Annotated in this window: 11 protein-coding genes; 7 read left to right on the forward strand and 4 right to left on the reverse strand. The window is 59.2% G+C overall.

Translation table 11 applies throughout. The features are described from left to right. Positions 1-64: 64 nt before the first annotated feature. Complete coding sequence (gene mak, locus DXX3274_RS05860; RefSeq protein ID WP_042859041.1) at positions 65-976, forward strand: fructokinase; 912 nt, start codon at positions 65-67, stop codon at positions 974-976. Positions 977-1,013: 37 nt separating this feature from the next. Here mak and DXX3274_RS05865 read toward each other — a convergent pair whose 3' ends face one another. Together DXX3274_RS05865 and sbcD are read right to left on the reverse strand one after the other, a co-directional pair. Next, entirely contained in the window at positions 1,014-4,697 is a 3,684-nt protein-coding gene (locus tag DXX3274_RS05865; RefSeq protein ID WP_042859042.1) for an AAA family ATPase, read from the reverse strand. Further along, complete coding sequence (gene sbcD / locus DXX3274_RS05870) at positions 4,694-5,926, reverse strand: exonuclease subunit SbcD (protein ID WP_042859043.1); 1,233 nt, start codon at positions 5,924-5,926, stop codon at positions 4,694-4,696. Before sbcD ends, DXX3274_RS05865 begins: the two co-directional genes overlap by 4 nt. 377 nt (positions 5,927-6,303) lie before the next feature. Between sbcD and phoB the strand changes: the two genes are divergently transcribed. The 6 genes from phoB (at position 6,304) to proY (ending at position 13,914) form a co-directional block, all read left to right on the forward strand. Further along, complete coding sequence (gene phoB, locus DXX3274_RS05875; RefSeq protein WP_012770778.1) at positions 6,304-6,993, forward strand: phosphate response regulator transcription factor PhoB; 690 nt, start codon at positions 6,304-6,306, stop codon at positions 6,991-6,993. Positions 6,994-7,020: 27 nt separating this feature from the next. Next, positions 7,021-8,343 (forward strand): phosphate regulon sensor histidine kinase PhoR, encoded by a 1,323-nt coding sequence (phoR, locus tag DXX3274_RS05880; protein ID WP_039691534.1) that lies wholly within the window; start codon positions 7,021-7,023, stop codon positions 8,341-8,343. An 81-nt stretch (positions 8,344-8,424) separates the two neighbouring features. After that, the gene (locus DXX3274_RS05885; protein WP_238556089.1) at positions 8,425-9,435 is read left to right on the forward strand and encodes a PstS family phosphate ABC transporter substrate-binding protein; all 1,011 of its coding nucleotides are present in this window, start codon (positions 8,425-8,427) and stop codon (positions 9,433-9,435) included. Between the two features lie 172 nt (positions 9,436-9,607). Next, positions 9,608-10,714: a cobalamin-independent methionine synthase II family protein gene (locus DXX3274_RS05890; RefSeq protein WP_042859044.1), complete on the forward strand. Its 1,107-nt coding sequence runs from the start codon at positions 9,608-9,610 to the stop codon at positions 10,712-10,714. Positions 10,715-11,143: 429 nt separating this feature from the next. Next, positions 11,144-12,463, forward strand: a complete 1,320-nt coding sequence (gene brnQ / locus DXX3274_RS05895) for a branched-chain amino acid transport system II carrier protein (protein WP_042859045.1) — start codon at positions 11,144-11,146, stop codon at positions 12,461-12,463. Positions 12,464-12,561: 98 nt separating this feature from the next. Continuing rightward, positions 12,562-13,914, forward strand: a complete 1,353-nt coding sequence (gene proY / locus DXX3274_RS05900; RefSeq protein WP_042861918.1) for a proline-specific permease ProY — start codon at positions 12,562-12,564, stop codon at positions 13,912-13,914. Between the two features lie 93 nt (positions 13,915-14,007). Here proY and DXX3274_RS05905 read toward each other — a convergent pair whose 3' ends face one another. Both DXX3274_RS05905 and DXX3274_RS05910 read right to left on the reverse strand, forming a co-directional pair. Then, positions 14,008-14,610 (reverse strand): peroxiredoxin C, encoded by a 603-nt coding sequence (locus tag DXX3274_RS05905; protein WP_038661321.1) that lies wholly within the window; start codon positions 14,608-14,610, stop codon positions 14,008-14,010. A gap of 178 nt (positions 14,611-14,788) precedes the next feature. Continuing rightward, a complete protein-coding gene (locus tag DXX3274_RS05910) occupies positions 14,789-15,394 on the reverse strand; it encodes an ACP phosphodiesterase (protein ID WP_042859046.1) in 606 nt (201 codons plus the stop codon). Positions 15,395-15,398: the final 4 nt, after the last annotated feature.

Raw genomic sequence — 15,398 nt, forward strand, 5'->3', positions numbered from 1 at the left:
GAGGGACGGTACGATAATGTCATCATCAGGAATACGCGAGTTCGGTGGATAAACAGGAGGCAACGTGCGAATAGGTATTGATTTGGGCGGCACCAAAACCGAGGTCATTGCGCTGACGGACGAGGGGAGTGAGGCATTCCGCCACCGGATGGCGACGCCGCGCCACGATTATCGTCAAACCCTGCAAGTTATCGCCGATCTGGTTGGCATGGCGGAGCAGGCCACCGGACAGCGCGGCAGCGTGGGCGTCGGTATTCCCGGCACGCTGTCGCCGGTGACCGGCCGGGTCAAAAACGCCAATTCGGTGTGGCTGAATCAGCAGCCGCTGGATCAGGATCTGGCGCAATTGTTAGGTCGGCCGGTACGGGTGGCGAACGACGCCAACTGCTTTGCAGTATCCGAAGCGGTGGATGGCGCGGCGGCTGGCGCCGGCAAGGTGTTTGCGGTGATTATCGGCACCGGTTGCGGCGCCGGCATCGCCCTGAACGGGCAGGCGCACATCGGGCGCAACGGCGTGGCGGGCGAGTGGGGGCATAATCCGCTGCCGTGGATGGATGCCGACGAATGGCGCGACCAGCAGTCGATGCCTTGTTATTGCGGCCGCACGGGGTGCATCGAGACGTTTATCTCCGGCACCGGCTTTGGCATGGATTATCAGCGCCTGAGCGGCCAGGCGCGTCAGGGCCATGAGATTATTGATCTGGCCGGGCGGGGCGATGCGCTGGCGGAACAGGCATTGCAACGCTATGAGCAGCGGCTGGCCAAGTCGCTGGCGCATATCGTCAACCTGCTGGACCCGGATGTGATTGTGCTGGGCGGCGGCATGAGCAACGTCAAACGACTGTATGACACCGTGCCCGATTTGCTGAAACAGTGGGTGTTCGGCGGCGAGTGCGATACGCCGGTTCGACAGGCGATGCACGGTGACTCCAGCGGCGTGCGCGGCGCCGCCTGGTTGTGGCCGCAAGAGCGATAAACGTCCAGCGGGGACGCCAGATGCGCCCCCGCTGAATTTATTTCACCGCATACGCGCTGTCGAGCTGGCTGACGCCCAGACCGTTGCGCTTTCTGACCCGGATTTGCACCTGGATACGATCTTTCATCGCTTCCACATGACTGATGACGCCGATGCTCTTGCCGGAAGCGTTCAGGTTATCCAGTACGTCCAGCGCGGTATCCAGCGTCTCGCCGTCCAGCGTACCAAAGCCTTCGTCGAGGAACAGCGAGTCGATGCGGGTTTTGGTGCTGACTAGATCGGATAGCGCCAGCGCCAGCGCCAGGCTGACCAGAAAACTTTCGCCGCCGGACAGCGTGCGGGTATCGCGTACCGCGTCGGCCTGCCAGGTATCGGCCACCTGCAATTCCAGCGTGTCGGATGCCTTGCGTTGCAGCAGATAGCGCCCATGCAGACGCGATAGCTGGCGGTTGGCCAGAAACACCAGATGATCCAGCGTCAGCCCCTGCGCGAAGCGGCGGAATTTGTCGCCTTTCTGCGAGCCGATCAACTGATTGAGGTAACCCCAGTCATCGCACTGTTGCTGGCCGCGGGCGATTGCCTCCAGCAACAGCCGCTGCTTGTCGCGGCGTTGCTGATCGCTGGCAAGCTGCTGGCGCAGTTCGCCCTGATGTGCGGCTTCGGCTTTCACCATGTCCCCGAGGCCGGAAAGCAGCTGACGGATGTCATGGTCGCTGATGCCTTCCGGCATCGATTCCGGCCGGGTCGCCATGTGTTGCTCCAGCGCGCTGTCCGCCTGCTGCAATAGCGCGTCCACCTGCTGCTGACGCTGGCTGAGCCGCTCTTTTAGCGTCAGGAGATGATGGCGCTCGGCCTCGGTCAGCAAGGCATGGCGGAAGGCGGCTTCATCGTCGAATCCGACGGCGGCCAGTTCTTCCGCAAACCCGGTCTGAAGCTGCTGCAATGCGGTTTCGGCATGCTGGTTTTGCTGTTCCAGACTGCCGATTTCCCCGTTCAGGCGGCTGTGCAACGACTGACCCTGTTGCCACTGCTGCTGCGCCTGCTGGCTTTCCAGCTCCAGCGTCTGGCTGACCTGCCGCAACTGCTTCAGCACCTCATTTACCGCCTGATTGCCCATCAATTGCCAGCGCTGTTGCTGCGCCTGTTCCAGCGTGCGTTGGGTGTCGGCCAGTTGCTGCTGGTAGGTTTTGATGGCGACGTCGGTTTCTTCCTGCCGCTGCTGGCTGGCGATGATTTCCGCTTCCAGCGCGGCGAGTTGCGGCTGGCACTGATGCTGTTCGTGTTCGTTTTCCTGCCAGCGCAGCCATTCCGTCTGGCGCTGACGCAGCCAGTCTTCCTGCTGCGCCAGCGTGGGCGCCGTCAGTTCGAACGTTTCCAGCGTCTGGTTGAGGCTGTCGTGCAGGCGTTGCAACTCGCGTTCGGTTTTTTCCAGTAGCAGCCGCAGCTCTTCCCGCGATGCGTGCAGCGACGCCTGTTGCTGGGTGTTCAGCTCCAGTTGCTGTACGGTTTGCGCCAGCAGTTGCTGTGCCGAGGTGAGTAAATCCTTACTTTCCTGAATATGGCGCTGATTACGCTCACGACTGGCGATCTGCGCCTGCAACGACTGCTCCTGCGCGTTGGATTCTTCAATCCACTGATGCAGGGCCGGCAGTTGCAGCGGATCGAAATCAACAAGTAAGCGTTCACTGACTGATTTGCACTGCAATTGCAGCGACTCGTAATCGCGCCGGACGCCGTCGAGCGCGTTTTGCTGCTGCTGGCGGTGCTGTTTTTGCAACTGAAGTTGAGTTTCGGTCTGCACCACGCTGGCTTTCAGCGCTTCTACCTCCTGACGCAACGCATGCAGCCGGAGCTGGGTTTCCGAAGGGCGCAGCGCCTGATAGCGTTCTACCGCCGGATGATGCGGGGAGCCGCACAGCGGGCACTCTTTGCCCGGTTGCAGTTGCTGGCGCTCGCGCTCCAGACTGACGATGCGCAGCTCCAGTTCGTGACGTTTGTCGAGGTCGGTCAGATGGTCGGCCTGGCGCTGATAGTCCTGACGCTGCTGAGTCTGTTGATCTTCCAGCGCCTGAATGCGGCGCTGGGTATCCAGCTGTTGCGCTTCCAGCAGGGTGCGTTGGCTAATCAGCTGCTGCAGCACGGCGGCGCTGGTGGCCAGTTGCTGGCGATCCGGCCGTTCAGCCATGAGCCGGGCCAGTTGCTGGCGTAGGTTCGTCAGCGGTTGCTCCGCTTCCAGCTGTTCATCCTGCTGCAGATGTTCGCTTAGCAGTTGGCTTGCTCGCTCGCAGGCGCTTTGCTGCGCCTGATGTTTTTCGGCGAGCGAGGCACGTTGCTGGTCAAGGTATTCCGCCTGAATCCGCTGCTGCGCCGCTTTTTCCTGCAGCACCTGCAAGTCCTGCTGCCATTTCTGCTGCTGGGGAAATTGCGCCTGCCACAGCGGAATATGGCTGCCCAAATGCTGGTGGCGGCTATGCTGCTGGCGATAATTTTCGATGTCTTCCAGCCGTTGCCGTGTCTGTTCCTGCTGGCGTTGTAGTCTGGTCAGGCTGGCGATCAGCGTTTTCTGCTGTTCGAGCAGGTTATCCAGCGCTTGCTGTTGCTGGGCGCGCTGGGCCTGATGGGTGGCGATGTGATGGTCGAGCGGCAGGATACGTTCATTGATCAAGGTTTCCTGTTGCTGGCGATGCTCGGCGTGCTGCTGTCGGGTGGCCTGCGCTTTTTCCAGCTGGATTTTCAACAGATTGAGCGCATCCTGCTGGCGGCTGATCTGCTGGCGGACGCTATTCAACTGTTGGGTCAGGCGCTGTTTTTCCCGTAGCGCGCGCTCGCGTTCATCAAAGCGCGGACGCAGTTTTTCCGCCGGTTCGCTGCGCTGCAGTTTATCCATCTGCGATTGCGATTGTTGCTGCAATTGATCCTGCGCGGCGCGCTGCTGCTGGGCCTGCTGTTGCGCCTGCTGGAGCTGCAGCAGCGTGTCGTACCAGCGCTGATGTCCCAGCACCTCTTCCCGGTGCAGCGACAGCGATTGTTCCTGCTGGCGGATGGCTTCCAACTGCTGCTCCAGCGCCTGGCGCTGTTCGTCGCTCAGCAATTCCAGCGTAGCGACCTGCGCCCGCAGGGTTTCCAGCTTGGTTTGGGCGTCTTTGTGTTTCTCGAATACCCGCTCCGAAATCTGGCCGTAAATGTCGGTGCCGGTCAGTTCTTCGAGCAATTCGGCCCGCTGATTGGCATCGGCGTTCAGGAAGGCGGCGAACTGCCCCTGGGACAGCATCATCGATTTGGTGAAGCGATCGAAATCCAGCCCGGTGATATCGGCGATCATCGTCAGCTTGTCGTTCACCTTATCGGTGAGGATTTTGCCGTCGACGCACAACGCCAGCTCCACCTTGGGCGGCTGCAGATTGCCTTCCGGGCTGTTATGGGCGCGACGCTGGCTCCAGAAGGCGCGGTAGGCGACGTTCTTCACCTCGAACTCCACTTCCGCCAGACATTCGGCGGTGTGGCGCGTCATCAGCTCGTTCTGGCTGGGGCTGACTTTCAGGCGCGGCGTCTGGTGGTACAGCGCGAGGCAGATGGCGTCCAGCAACGTGGTTTTACCCGCGCCGGTAGGGCCGGTGATGGCGAACAGACTGTTGCTGGCGAACGGCTCGCGGGTGAAATCGATTTTCCACTCGCCTTGCAGCGAGTTGAGGTTTTTCAGGCGCAGGCTAAGAATTTTCATGCGGACGCCTCCCGTCGCTGCTCGTCAATTTCCTGAATGACCCGGTCGAACAACCCTTTCAGGCGCTGCTGGCGCGCCTCGTCCAGATCGCTCTCCAGCGCCAGCCGTCGGGCAAACACCTCGGCGGGTTGCAGCTCTTCCAGCGTTTCCTTCTCCAGTTGCACCAGCATTTGTTGCTGCTGTTCCCGCGCCCGGCGCAGCAACAGCACTTCCACATTCATCGGCTCGGTCAACGCCTGAATGTGCTGCTGAATGTCGCTCAGATAATCCTGGGTGGCGATCTCAATGTCCAGCCACACCGGTTTGTCGCCGTGATAGTCGCGGAATCCGGCCAGCCGACGTTCGATCTCCGGCAGATTGCCTTTCACCAGTTGCATCGGTTGTTCGGTCGGCACGGTCAGCGCGGTGACCTCCTGCAGTTTTCCCTGCTCGAAATGCACCAGATACACCGATTTCTCATGGTTCAGTTCGTCAAAACTCAGCGGAATCGGCGAGCCGCTGTAGCGGATGTGTTCGCATTGCGCCACCCGCTGCGGGCGATGAATATGGCCGAGCGCGATGTAGTCCGCCGGGGGGAAGGCCTGCGCCGGGAAGGCGTCCAGCGTGCCGATATAGATATCACGCACCGAGTCGGACGTGGCGACGCCCACCGTGGTGAGGTGGCCGGTCAGCACAATCGGCAGTTCGCGGCCCAGCGCTTCACGCTGCTCGCAGGCGAGCTGGTAACAGCGCTGATAATGATGGGTGATGGCATCCTGCAACGCCTGCTGTTTTTGCGCGCCGGACTGGCCGGCCTGGCTGGTGAGCACGTCGCGCGGACGCAGAAAGGGAACGGCGCACAGCAGCGCGCCGGGCTCGCCCGCGCGATTGTTCAGCACCAGCACCTGTTCGTGGATATCGCCGTCAAAACCGGCGATCACCCGGGTATTCAGGCAGGCCAGCAGCGCGCGTGATTCATTCAGGGTGGCGACCGAATCGTGGTTGCCGCCCATCACCACCAACTGGCAGCCGGTGCGCTGCAACGCCACCACAAAATGGTTATACATTTCACGGGCATAACTGGGCGGTGCGCCGTTGTCGAACACATCACCTGCTACTATTACTGCATCGGCCTGATACTGCTCAACCTGCTGAACCAGCCATTGCAAAAACGCCTGATGCTCAGGCGCACGGCTCCGGGTATAAAAGTACTGACCGAGATGCCAGTCAGACGTGTGAATAATTCGCATGAGACTCCCTGCAGGTGAGTGCAAACGATATGGTTGTTTTGGCGGTGCTTGCGGACAATGGCGGTCAGTGAGGCAAGGCGCTTGTTCGTCATGGCGAAACACCGCGTCTTTATCATCGGCGATTATAGGCGTGCAGTTTAGGGCATGTCCCATAATATCTGTGTGACCCCGGCTACTCGGGAGTATTTGGCTGTGTCGTCGCGGACGGATAATGTGAGAAATTAAGCGTACCGGCGGTCTCCGGCAGCGGCTGGGGGCCGCAGCCGTCGGGGAGTAAACGTGCCGCGGGCAGGGGCGCCATTTTTCATAAATCTGTCATAAAACTGACGCATAATGCACACCGCACGCTAACCGTGACGATTAACGGCAGGATTGATATGGCAAGACGTATTTTGGTGGTGGAAGATGAAGCGCCGATTCGCGAGATGGTGTGCTTCGTGCTGGAACAGAACGGCTATCAGCCGGTTGAGGCTGAGGATTACGATAGCGCCGTTACCCGGCTGGCCGAACCTTATCCTGAACTGGTGCTGCTGGACTGGATGCTGCCCGGCGGGTCCGGTTTGCAGTTTATCAAGCACATGAAACGCGAAGCGCTGACCCGTGATATTCCGGTCATGATGCTGACGGCGCGTGGAGAAGAAGAAGATCGCGTGCGCGGTCTTGAAGTGGGCGCCGACGATTACATCACCAAACCGTTTTCGCCTAAAGAGCTGGTGGCGCGCATCAAGGCGGTGATGCGCCGGATTTCGCCGATGGCGGTTGAGGAAGTGATTGAAATGCGTGGGTTGAGCCTGGACCCCTCTTCGCATCGGGTGACCACGGAAGAACACGCGCTGGATATGGGGCCGACGGAGTTCAAGCTGCTGCATTTCTTTATGACGCACCCGGAACGGGTATATAGTCGTGAGCAGTTGCTGAATCACGTATGGGGCACTAACGTTTATGTTGAGGATCGTACTGTGGACGTCCATATCCGCCGCCTGCGCAAGGCGCTGGAAACCAGCGGACACGACAAGATGGTCCAGACCGTTCGGGGAACTGGATACCGTTTCTCAACACGTTATTGATAGCGTGAGTCCCGGAGAAAATCTGACGTGCTAGAACGTTTGTCCTGGAAAAAGCTGGCGCTGGAGCTGGCTTTTTTTTGTTTGCCCGGTCTGCTGCTGGGGCTGATTATCGGCTATCTGCCCTGGTTTCTGCTGGCGTCGGTACTGGCGGCGCTGTGCTGGAACTTCTATAACCAGCTGCGCCTGTCCTACTGGCTGTGGGTTGACCGCAGCATGACCCCGCCGCCCGGCCGCTGGAGCTGGGAGCCGCTGTTTTACGGCCTCTATCAGATGCAACTGCGCAACCGCCGCCGTCGGCGCGAGTTGGCGCTGCTGATTAAACGCTTTCGCAGCGGAGCGGAATCGTTGCCGGATGCGGTGGTCATCACCACTGAAGAGGGCGGCATCATCTGGTGTAACCGGCTGGCTCAGCACCTGCTCAGCTTTCGCTGGCCGGAAGACAACGGCCAGAATATCCTCAATCTGCTGCGTTACCCGGAGTTCACCCAGTACATGCAACAGCAGGATTTCAGCCGCCCGCTGACGCTGACGCTGAAAAATTCCCACCACGTGGAATTCCGGGTGATGCCCTACTCGGAAGGGCAGCTGTTGATGGTGGCCCGCGATGTGACCCAGATGCACCAACTGGAAGGCGCGCGCCGCAACTTCTTTGCCAACGTCAGCCACGAGCTGCGCACGCCGTTGACGGTGTTGCAGGGCTATCTGGAGATGATGAACGACGAATCGCTGGATGGCGCGTTGCAGTCCAAGGCGTTGCACACCATGCAGGAGCAAACCCGCCGCATGGACGGATTGGTGCGGCAGTTACTGACGCTGTCGCGCATCGAAGCCGCCGCCGCTATCGATCTCAACGAGAAGGTGGATATCCCGCTGATGCTGCGGGTGCTCAAGCGTGAAGCCGATACCCTGAGTCAGGGACGCCACGAGATTGTGTTTCGCGTCAACGAGCAGCTGCAAGTGTTCGGTAACGAAGAACAGTTGCGCAGCGCGGTGTCGAATCTGGTGTATAACGCCGTCAACCATACGCCGCAGGGCACTCGCATTGAGGTGTGCTGGCAGCAGACGCCGCAGGGCGCGCAGTTCCAGGTCAGCGATAACGGCCCGGGCATCGCCGCCGAACACCTTCCCCGCCTGACCGAGCGTTTTTATCGTGTCGACAAGGCCCGTTCGCGCCAGACCGGCGGCAGCGGGCTGGGGCTGGCGATCGTCAAGCATGCGCTCAGCCACCACGACTCCCGGCTGGAGATCCTCAGCGAAGAGGGCGCAGGCTCCCGTTTCATGTTTACGCTGCCGAACCGGCTGATTGTCCGTTCGGTGCTGAGTCAGAACGCCGCGAATCCACAGCTGTAATGGCGGCGGCGGGGCTTGATTGTCCCCGCCGCTGTGCCGAAAATAGCGTGCTCTTGTCTTTTACCCCGATGGAAACCGCACATGATACCCACCCGCCGCCTGCTTGCCTTGCTGTTGTGCCTGTTCGGTCAGGCCGCCGCCGCCGCACCGCAGGCGATGCTGGCGGGCAACCTGTCCAGCGCCGGCTCCGACACGCTGGCGAACCTGATGACCTTCTGGGCGGCGGATTTCAGCCAGCATTACCCCGGCGTTAATTTGCAGATTCAGGCGGCCGGCTCGTCGTCGGCGCCGACGGCGCTGGCGGCAGGGGCGGCGCAACTGGGGCCGATGAGCCGGCCGATGAAGAGCAGCGAAATCGAAGCGTTCGAGCAGCATTACGGGTACGCGCCGACGGCGGTGCCGGTGGCGCTGGACGCGCTGGTGGTGCTGGTTAATCAGGACAACCCGATTACCGGGCTGACGGTGCGCCAGCTTGACGCCATCTTTTCCGTGACGCGCCGCTGCGGCGCCGGGAAAACGGTGCAACGCTGGCAGGAACTGGGGCTGAACGGCGTCTGGCGACAACGATCGCTACTGCGCTATGGGCGCAATTCGGCCTCCGGCACCTATGGCTTCTTCAAACAACAGGCGCTGTGCGGCGGCGATTTCCTGCCGCAGGTCAACGAATTGCCCGGTTCAGCCTCGGTGGTGCAGGCGGTGGCGGCGTCGGTCAACGCCATCGGTTACGCCAGCATCGGTTTTCGCGCCAGCGGGGTACGGGTGCTGCCGCTGGCGGCCAGCGACAAAGACGATTACGTGCTGCCGACCGCCGACACCATCCGCAGCGGGCGTTATCCCTATACGCGCTATCTCTACATTTACGTCAATAAAATGCCAGGCAAACCGCTGGAGCCGCTGACCGCCGCGTTTCTGGGCCGGGTACTGTCAGCGCCGGGGCAGGCGCTGGTCAGTCAGGATGGTTACCTGCCGCTACCGGAAATGACGCGCGAGCAGGCCAGACAGTTGCTCGGGCTTGACGATGCTTGTTTCGTCGTCGAACGGCGATTCTGCAATAAACTGATGTCTAAGATGAATTTTTTTCACGTGACGTGAAAATTCTTCCATTGTCGCTGAGAAAAACTCATGACAGGATAGCTCCACGTCTAGCCGTCTGGATGGCTATAAAGTTCAGCGGCGTAACTATTTCCTATAAAAACCAATTCATCTAAAAATCGACTGACTGAAACCGATCTGTTTCGCGTCAGCTGAAGTGCAGGAGCTAAACATGACACAAGCCCTTCCTCCGTTCCGTGCCGATGTGGTCGGCAGTTTGTTGCGTCCGGCTGCCATCAAGCAGGCGCGTTTGCAGTTTCAGGCCGGTAAGATTGATGCGGCAGCGTTGCGCCGCGTCGAAGATCAGGAAATTCAGCGTGCGGTGGAGTTGCAGCGCGCGGCGGGTCTGCAACTGGTGACCGACGGCGAGTTTCGTCGCGCCTGGTGGCACTTCGACTTCTTTGACAATCTGAATGGCGTGGAACGTTATGAAGCGGAGCAGGGCATCCAGTTCAACGGCGTGCAGACCAAAGCCCGCGGCGTAAAAGTGACCGGCAAGGTCAGCTTTAATCCGCAGCACCCGATGCTGGACGATTTCCGTTTCCTCAACAGCGTGGCCGGCGACGCCGTCGCCAAAATGACTATCCCCAGCCCGAGCGTGCTGCATTTCCGCGGCGGCCGTAGCGTAATCGACAGTACCGTATATCCGGATCTGGCCGACTACTTCGACGATCTGGCGCAGACCTGGCGTGATGCCATCCATGCGTTCTATGACGCGGGCTGCCGTTATCTGCAACTGGACGACACGGTGTGGGCGTATCTGTGCTCCGAAGACCAAAAGCGCCAGATCCGCGAACGCGGCGATGATCCGGATTATCTGCGCCGCACCTATGCGCAGGTGCTGAACAAGGCGCTGGAAGGCAAACCGGCCGATCTGGTGGTGGGCCTGCATGTTTGCCGCGGCAACTTCCGCTCCACCTGGATTTCCGAAGGCGGCTATGAGCCGGTGGCGGAAACCCTGTTTGGCGAAGTGAAGGTGGATGCGTTCTTCCTCGAATATGATACCGAACGGGCGGGCGGGTTCGAACCGTTGCGTTTCATCAAGCCGGGCCATCAGAAAGTGGTGCTGGGCCTGATTACCACCAAGACCGGGGCGCTGGAAAATGCGGACGACGTGCAGAAGCGCATCGCCGAAGCGACGCAATATATTGCGCTGGACCAGCTGTGCTTAAGCCCGCAGTGCGGCTTTGCTTCTACCGAAGAGGGCAACACGCTGTCGGAAGAGCAGCAGTGGGACAAGCTGAAACTGGTGGTGGATATCGCCAAACGCGTCTGGTAACCACCGGCGCTGCAAGCCAGGATGCTTTTTTATAACGCCGGTGCGTATTACCGGCGTTTTTTATTTCTATAAGTTTTTAATATGGATAATTATTGCTCGCCGCTGTAATTTTGAGCTGATTCTTCGCGCTGCAAACTGTTTTAATGCACAAATCATGTATAAGCCTGCCCGTGAAAAGATAAATCGAGATGCTGTATTTTTACAAAATATCAGATTAATGTTCTGGTTTACCGATCGCGTATTGCCTTTTCTTGCTATAAACGTTTTACTTAGCCCCCATTAACGCTGTGCAATAAAACCTCACATCCATAATCCTGCACATCGCACGGACGTCTCGCTTTTCGCGTGCGCCGCTTTAGCGCCCGGTTTCTGCCGGCAAAACCATTTTTTACAGACAACAACATTTTTACAGGCAACAACAACATACATATGAGTCATCGTTTAACTTCCAAAGATATCGTGGCATTGGGCTTCATGACCTTTGCTCTGTTTGTCGGCGCCGGAAACATCATTTTCCCGCCGATGGTCGGTCAGCAGGCCGGTGAACACGTGTGGATCGCCGCGCTCGGTTTCCTGATTACCGCGGTGGGCCTGCCGGTGCTGACGGTGATCGCGCTGGCCCGCGTGGGCGGCGGCATTGATACGCTGAGCAGCCCGATCGGCAAAAAAGCCGGCGTACTGCTGGCGACGGTCTGTTATCTGGCGGTCGGGCCGCTGTTCGCCACGCCGCGTACCGCTACGGTATCGTTCGAAGTCGGGATCGCGCCGCTGGTAGGCGAAGGCGCGTCGCCGCTGTTGATTTACAGCCTGATTTACTTCGCCATTGTGATCGCGATTTCGCTCTATCCCGGCCGTTTGCTGGATACCGTTGGGCATATTCTGGCGCCGGTGAAAATCATCGCGCTGACCGTGCTGGGCATCGCGGCGCTGCTATGGCCGGCCGGCACGCCGGCGCCGACCGCCGAAGCGTACCAGCAGGTGCCGTTCTCCAGCGGTTTCGTCAACGGCTATCTGACTATGGACACGCTGGGCGCGATGGTGTTCGGCATTGTGATTGTCAACGCCGCCCGTTCACGCGGCATCACCGATGCGGCGCTGTTGACCCGCTACACCATTCTGGCCGGGCTGATTGCCGGTCTGGGGCTGACGCTGGTGTACCTGAGCCTGTTCCACCTCGGTTCTTTCAGCGGTTCGCTGGTGCCGAACGCGCAGAATGGCGCCGAGATTCTGCACGCTTATGTGCAGTACACCTTCGGTAATATGGGCAGCAGTTTCCTGGCGTTGCTGATTTTTATCGCCTGTATGGTGACCGCGGTAGGTCTGACCTGCGCCTGCGCCGAATTCTTTGCTCAGTACCTGCCGTTGTCCTACCGTACGCTGGTATTTGTGCTGGGGCTGTTCTCGATGGTGGTATCCAATCTGGGGCTGAGTCACCTGATTCAGCTGTCGGTGCCGGTGCTGACCGCCATCTATCCGCCGTGTATCGTTCTGGTGCTGTTGAGCTTCACCCGCCGCTGGTGGAATAACAGCACCCATGTCATCGCGCCGGTGATGCTGGTCAGTCTGCTGTTCGGTCTGGTTGACGGCATCAAGTCGTCCGCCTTTCAGCCGTTGCTGCCGGGCTGGATGCAGAGCCTGCCGATGAGCGAGCAAGGGCTGGCCTGGCTGCCGCCGTCGCTGATCATTCTGCTGGTGGTGGCGATTTATGACCGCATCACCGGTCGTCAGGAAGTTACCGCACATTCCTGAGTACGGTTTGACTGATGTTTTTCACCACAGGCGTTTGCCTGTGGTTTTTTCGTTTGTAAAGACAGGGTTGCTCATTTATGGAACAACAATCCAAACCTATGGAACAACAATCCAGACTCAAGCGCGGTTTAAGTACGCGGCATATTCGTTTTATCGCGCTGGGCTCCGCCATCGGCACCGGGCTGTTTTATGGTTCGGCCAGCGCCATCCAGATGGCGGGCCCGAGCGTGTTGCTGGCGTATCTGATCGGCGGCGTGTTCGCCTATATCATCATGCGTGCGCTGGGCGAGATGTCCGTCAACAACCCGCAGGCCAGTTCCTTTTCCCGCTACGCTCGCGATTACCTCGGCCCGCTGGCCGGCTACATCACCGGCTGGACCTACTGCTTTGAAATGCTGATTGTGGCGATTGCCGACGTTACCGCCTTCGGTATCTATATGGGCGTCTGGTTTCCGGCGGTGCCGCATTGGATCTGGGTGTTGAGCGTGGTGCTGATCATCGGCGCCATCAACCTGATGAACGTTAAAGTGTTCGGCGAGCTGGAGTTCTGGTTGTCGTTCTTCAAGGTCGCCACCATTGTGGTGATGATCGTGGCCGGCATCGGCATCATCGTCTGGGGGATCGGCAACGGCGGCGAGCCTACCGGCATCCATAATTTGTGGACCAACGGCGGTTTCTTCAGCAACGGCGTGATGGGGATGATTCTGTCGTTGCAGATGGTGATGTTTGCTTATGGCGGCGTGGAGATTATCGGCATCACCGCCGGCGAAGCCAAAGAGCCGCATAAATCCATTCCGCGCGCCATCAACTCGGTGCCCTGGCGTATTCTGGTGTTCTATGTCGGCACTCTGTTCGTGATCATGTCGATTTATCCGTGGAATCAGGTAGGGACCAGCGGCAGCCCGTTCGTACTGACCTTCCAGCACATGGGCATCACGGCGGCGGCCGGTATCCTTAATTTCGTGGTGATTACCGCTTCGCTCTCCGCCATCAACAGCGACGTGTTCGGCGTCGGCCGCATGTTGCACGGCATGGCGGAGCAGGGACATGCGCCACAGATATTCGGCCGCTTGTCCCAACGCGGCACGCCCTGGGTGACGGTGCTGGTGATGGTGCTGGCGCTGCTGGTGGCGGTGTACCTCAACTACATCATGCCGGAGAAGGTGTTTCTGGTGATCGCCTCGCTGGCGACCTTCGCCACTGTCTGGGTGTGGATCATGATTCTGTGCTCGCAGATTGCCTTTCGCCGCAAACTGAGCCGCGCGCAGGCCAAAGCGCTGGCGTTTCCGTTGCCGGGCGGCGCGGCGACCGCGGTGGTCGGCATCGTGTTCCTGGTGTTTATCATCGGCCTGATTGGCTACTTCCCGGATACCCGCATTGCGCTGTACGCCGGCATGGTGTGGATTGCACTGTTGCTGGCGAGTTACGCGCTTCGTCGGCGCCGTAGCTGAGCGTACTGACCTGCATTGCCCGCCGCCGGATGGCGGGCATAAAAAAGCCAGCGGACGAAGCCGCTGGCTGATTACTGATATCGAATACGCCGATTACAGGTTGTTGGCGTTTTCTTTCAGGTATTTTGCAACGCCGTCCGGAGACGCGCCCATACCCGCTTTGCCTTTTTCCCACTGAGCCGGGCACACTTCGCCGTGCTCTTCATGGAACTGCAGCGCGTCAACCATACGTACCATTTCATCGATGTTACGACCCAGCGGCAGATCGTTCACCACCTGGTGACGCACGATGCCGTTTTTGTCGATCAGGAAAGAACCACGCAGCGCTACGCCGGCTTCCGGATGTTCGATACCGTAGGCTTTCTGGATTTCGCGTTTAACGTCAGCGACCATCGCGTATTTCACTTCGCCGATACCGCCGTTTTCGACCGGGGTTTTACGCCAGGCGTTGTGTACGAATTCGGAGTCAAAAGACACACCAACCACTTCAACGCCACGCTTCTTGAACTCTTCGTAGCGGTGATCGAACGCGATCAGCTCGGACGGGCATACGAAGGTGAAGTCCATCGGCCAGAAGAAGATCACAGCCGGTTTACCGTTGATGTGCTTTTTCAGATTGAAATTCTCAACGATTTCCCCGCTTCCCAGTACGGCAGCGGCAGTGAAGTCGGGGGCAGGACGAGTTACCAGGACCATAATTACTCCTGTAAATAGCTGTTAATGATAGGTGAATGTAATGAACGCCGTAAGTATAGGTACAGCCTGCCGGTGAATAAAGCGAAAGCGACCAATCAATAAGATAGCTTTTGTCTATCGAATCAATTGATAATTCTTTTCACTGACAGATGAACAGCCTGGCGTGCTGTTCCTCGTTTTACCGTGCGGCGTCAGCCGGGCCATCAAGCTGACCTGTTTTTGCCAGATGCATCATACGAGGATAGAACTGCCAGAATAATGTTTCAAATTGATGGTAGTGATGCTCAATATCGCCGAATGAACCGGAAAGCGCCGCCAGCTTCGGCCGACGTACCGACATGCGGTGCAGCACGTCGGCGATAAACGGCAGTTCGGCGTAGCGTTCCAGCCAGCGTTCCGGCCACAGATAATGATTCAGGTTGCGAAAGCGCTCTGGGCTGTCGGCCAGATGGGGCGCGATCTGCTGCTCAGCGTCGGCGACGAAGCGCGTCAGCGGTATCGCCGGTTCCAGCTCCGGCCAACTGCGCGCCAGATAATGGTCCCACAGCACATCCAGCGCTATCGGCGCGACCCGGCGATAGTCGGCGCTGAAATGGCGGCAGGCGGTACGCACTTCCGGCAGGCTGTCGGTCAACACGTCGATGCGACGGTGCAGACGGATACCGGCGACGATGTCGGGCGGGTACAGACTGTCGGGGTTGCCGCGCACGAAATCCGCCATCAGGTTTCCGGTCAGCGAGCTTTGCGCCAGCGTGGCGAGGTGCAGATGCGCGAGAAAATTCATGGCG

The organism is Dickeya sp. NCPPB 3274 (genome assembly GCF_000406205.1).
Lineage (GTDB): Bacteria > Pseudomonadota > Gammaproteobacteria > Enterobacterales > Enterobacteriaceae > Dickeya > Dickeya fangzhongdai.

Coding starts and splice junctions, on each gene's coding strand:
- DXX3274_RS05865 (WP_042859042.1), bottom strand. CDS start 4,697: ATGAAAATTCTTAGCCTGCGCCTGAAAAACCTCAACTCGCTGCAAGGC.
- sbcD (WP_042859043.1), bottom strand. CDS start 5,926: ATGCGAATTATTCACACGTCTGACTGGCATCTCGGTCAGTACTTTTAT.
- phoB (WP_012770778.1), top strand. CDS start 6,304: ATGGCAAGACGTATTTTGGTGGTGGAAGATGAAGCGCCGATTCGCGAG.
- DXX3274_RS05885 (WP_238556089.1), top strand. CDS start 8,425: ATGATACCCACCCGCCGCCTGCTTGCCTTGCTGTTGTGCCTGTTCGGT.
- DXX3274_RS05890 (WP_042859044.1), top strand. CDS start 9,608: ATGACACAAGCCCTTCCTCCGTTCCGTGCCGATGTGGTCGGCAGTTTG.
- brnQ (WP_042859045.1), top strand. CDS start 11,144: ATGAGTCATCGTTTAACTTCCAAAGATATCGTGGCATTGGGCTTCATG.
- proY (WP_042861918.1), top strand. CDS start 12,562: ATGGAACAACAATCCAGACTCAAGCGCGGTTTAAGTACGCGGCATATT.
- DXX3274_RS05905 (WP_038661321.1), bottom strand. CDS start 14,610: ATGGTCCTGGTAACTCGTCCTGCCCCCGACTTCACTGCCGCTGCCGTA.
- DXX3274_RS05910 (WP_042859046.1), bottom strand. CDS start 15,394: ATGAATTTTCTCGCGCATCTGCACCTCGCCACGCTGGCGCAAAGCTCG.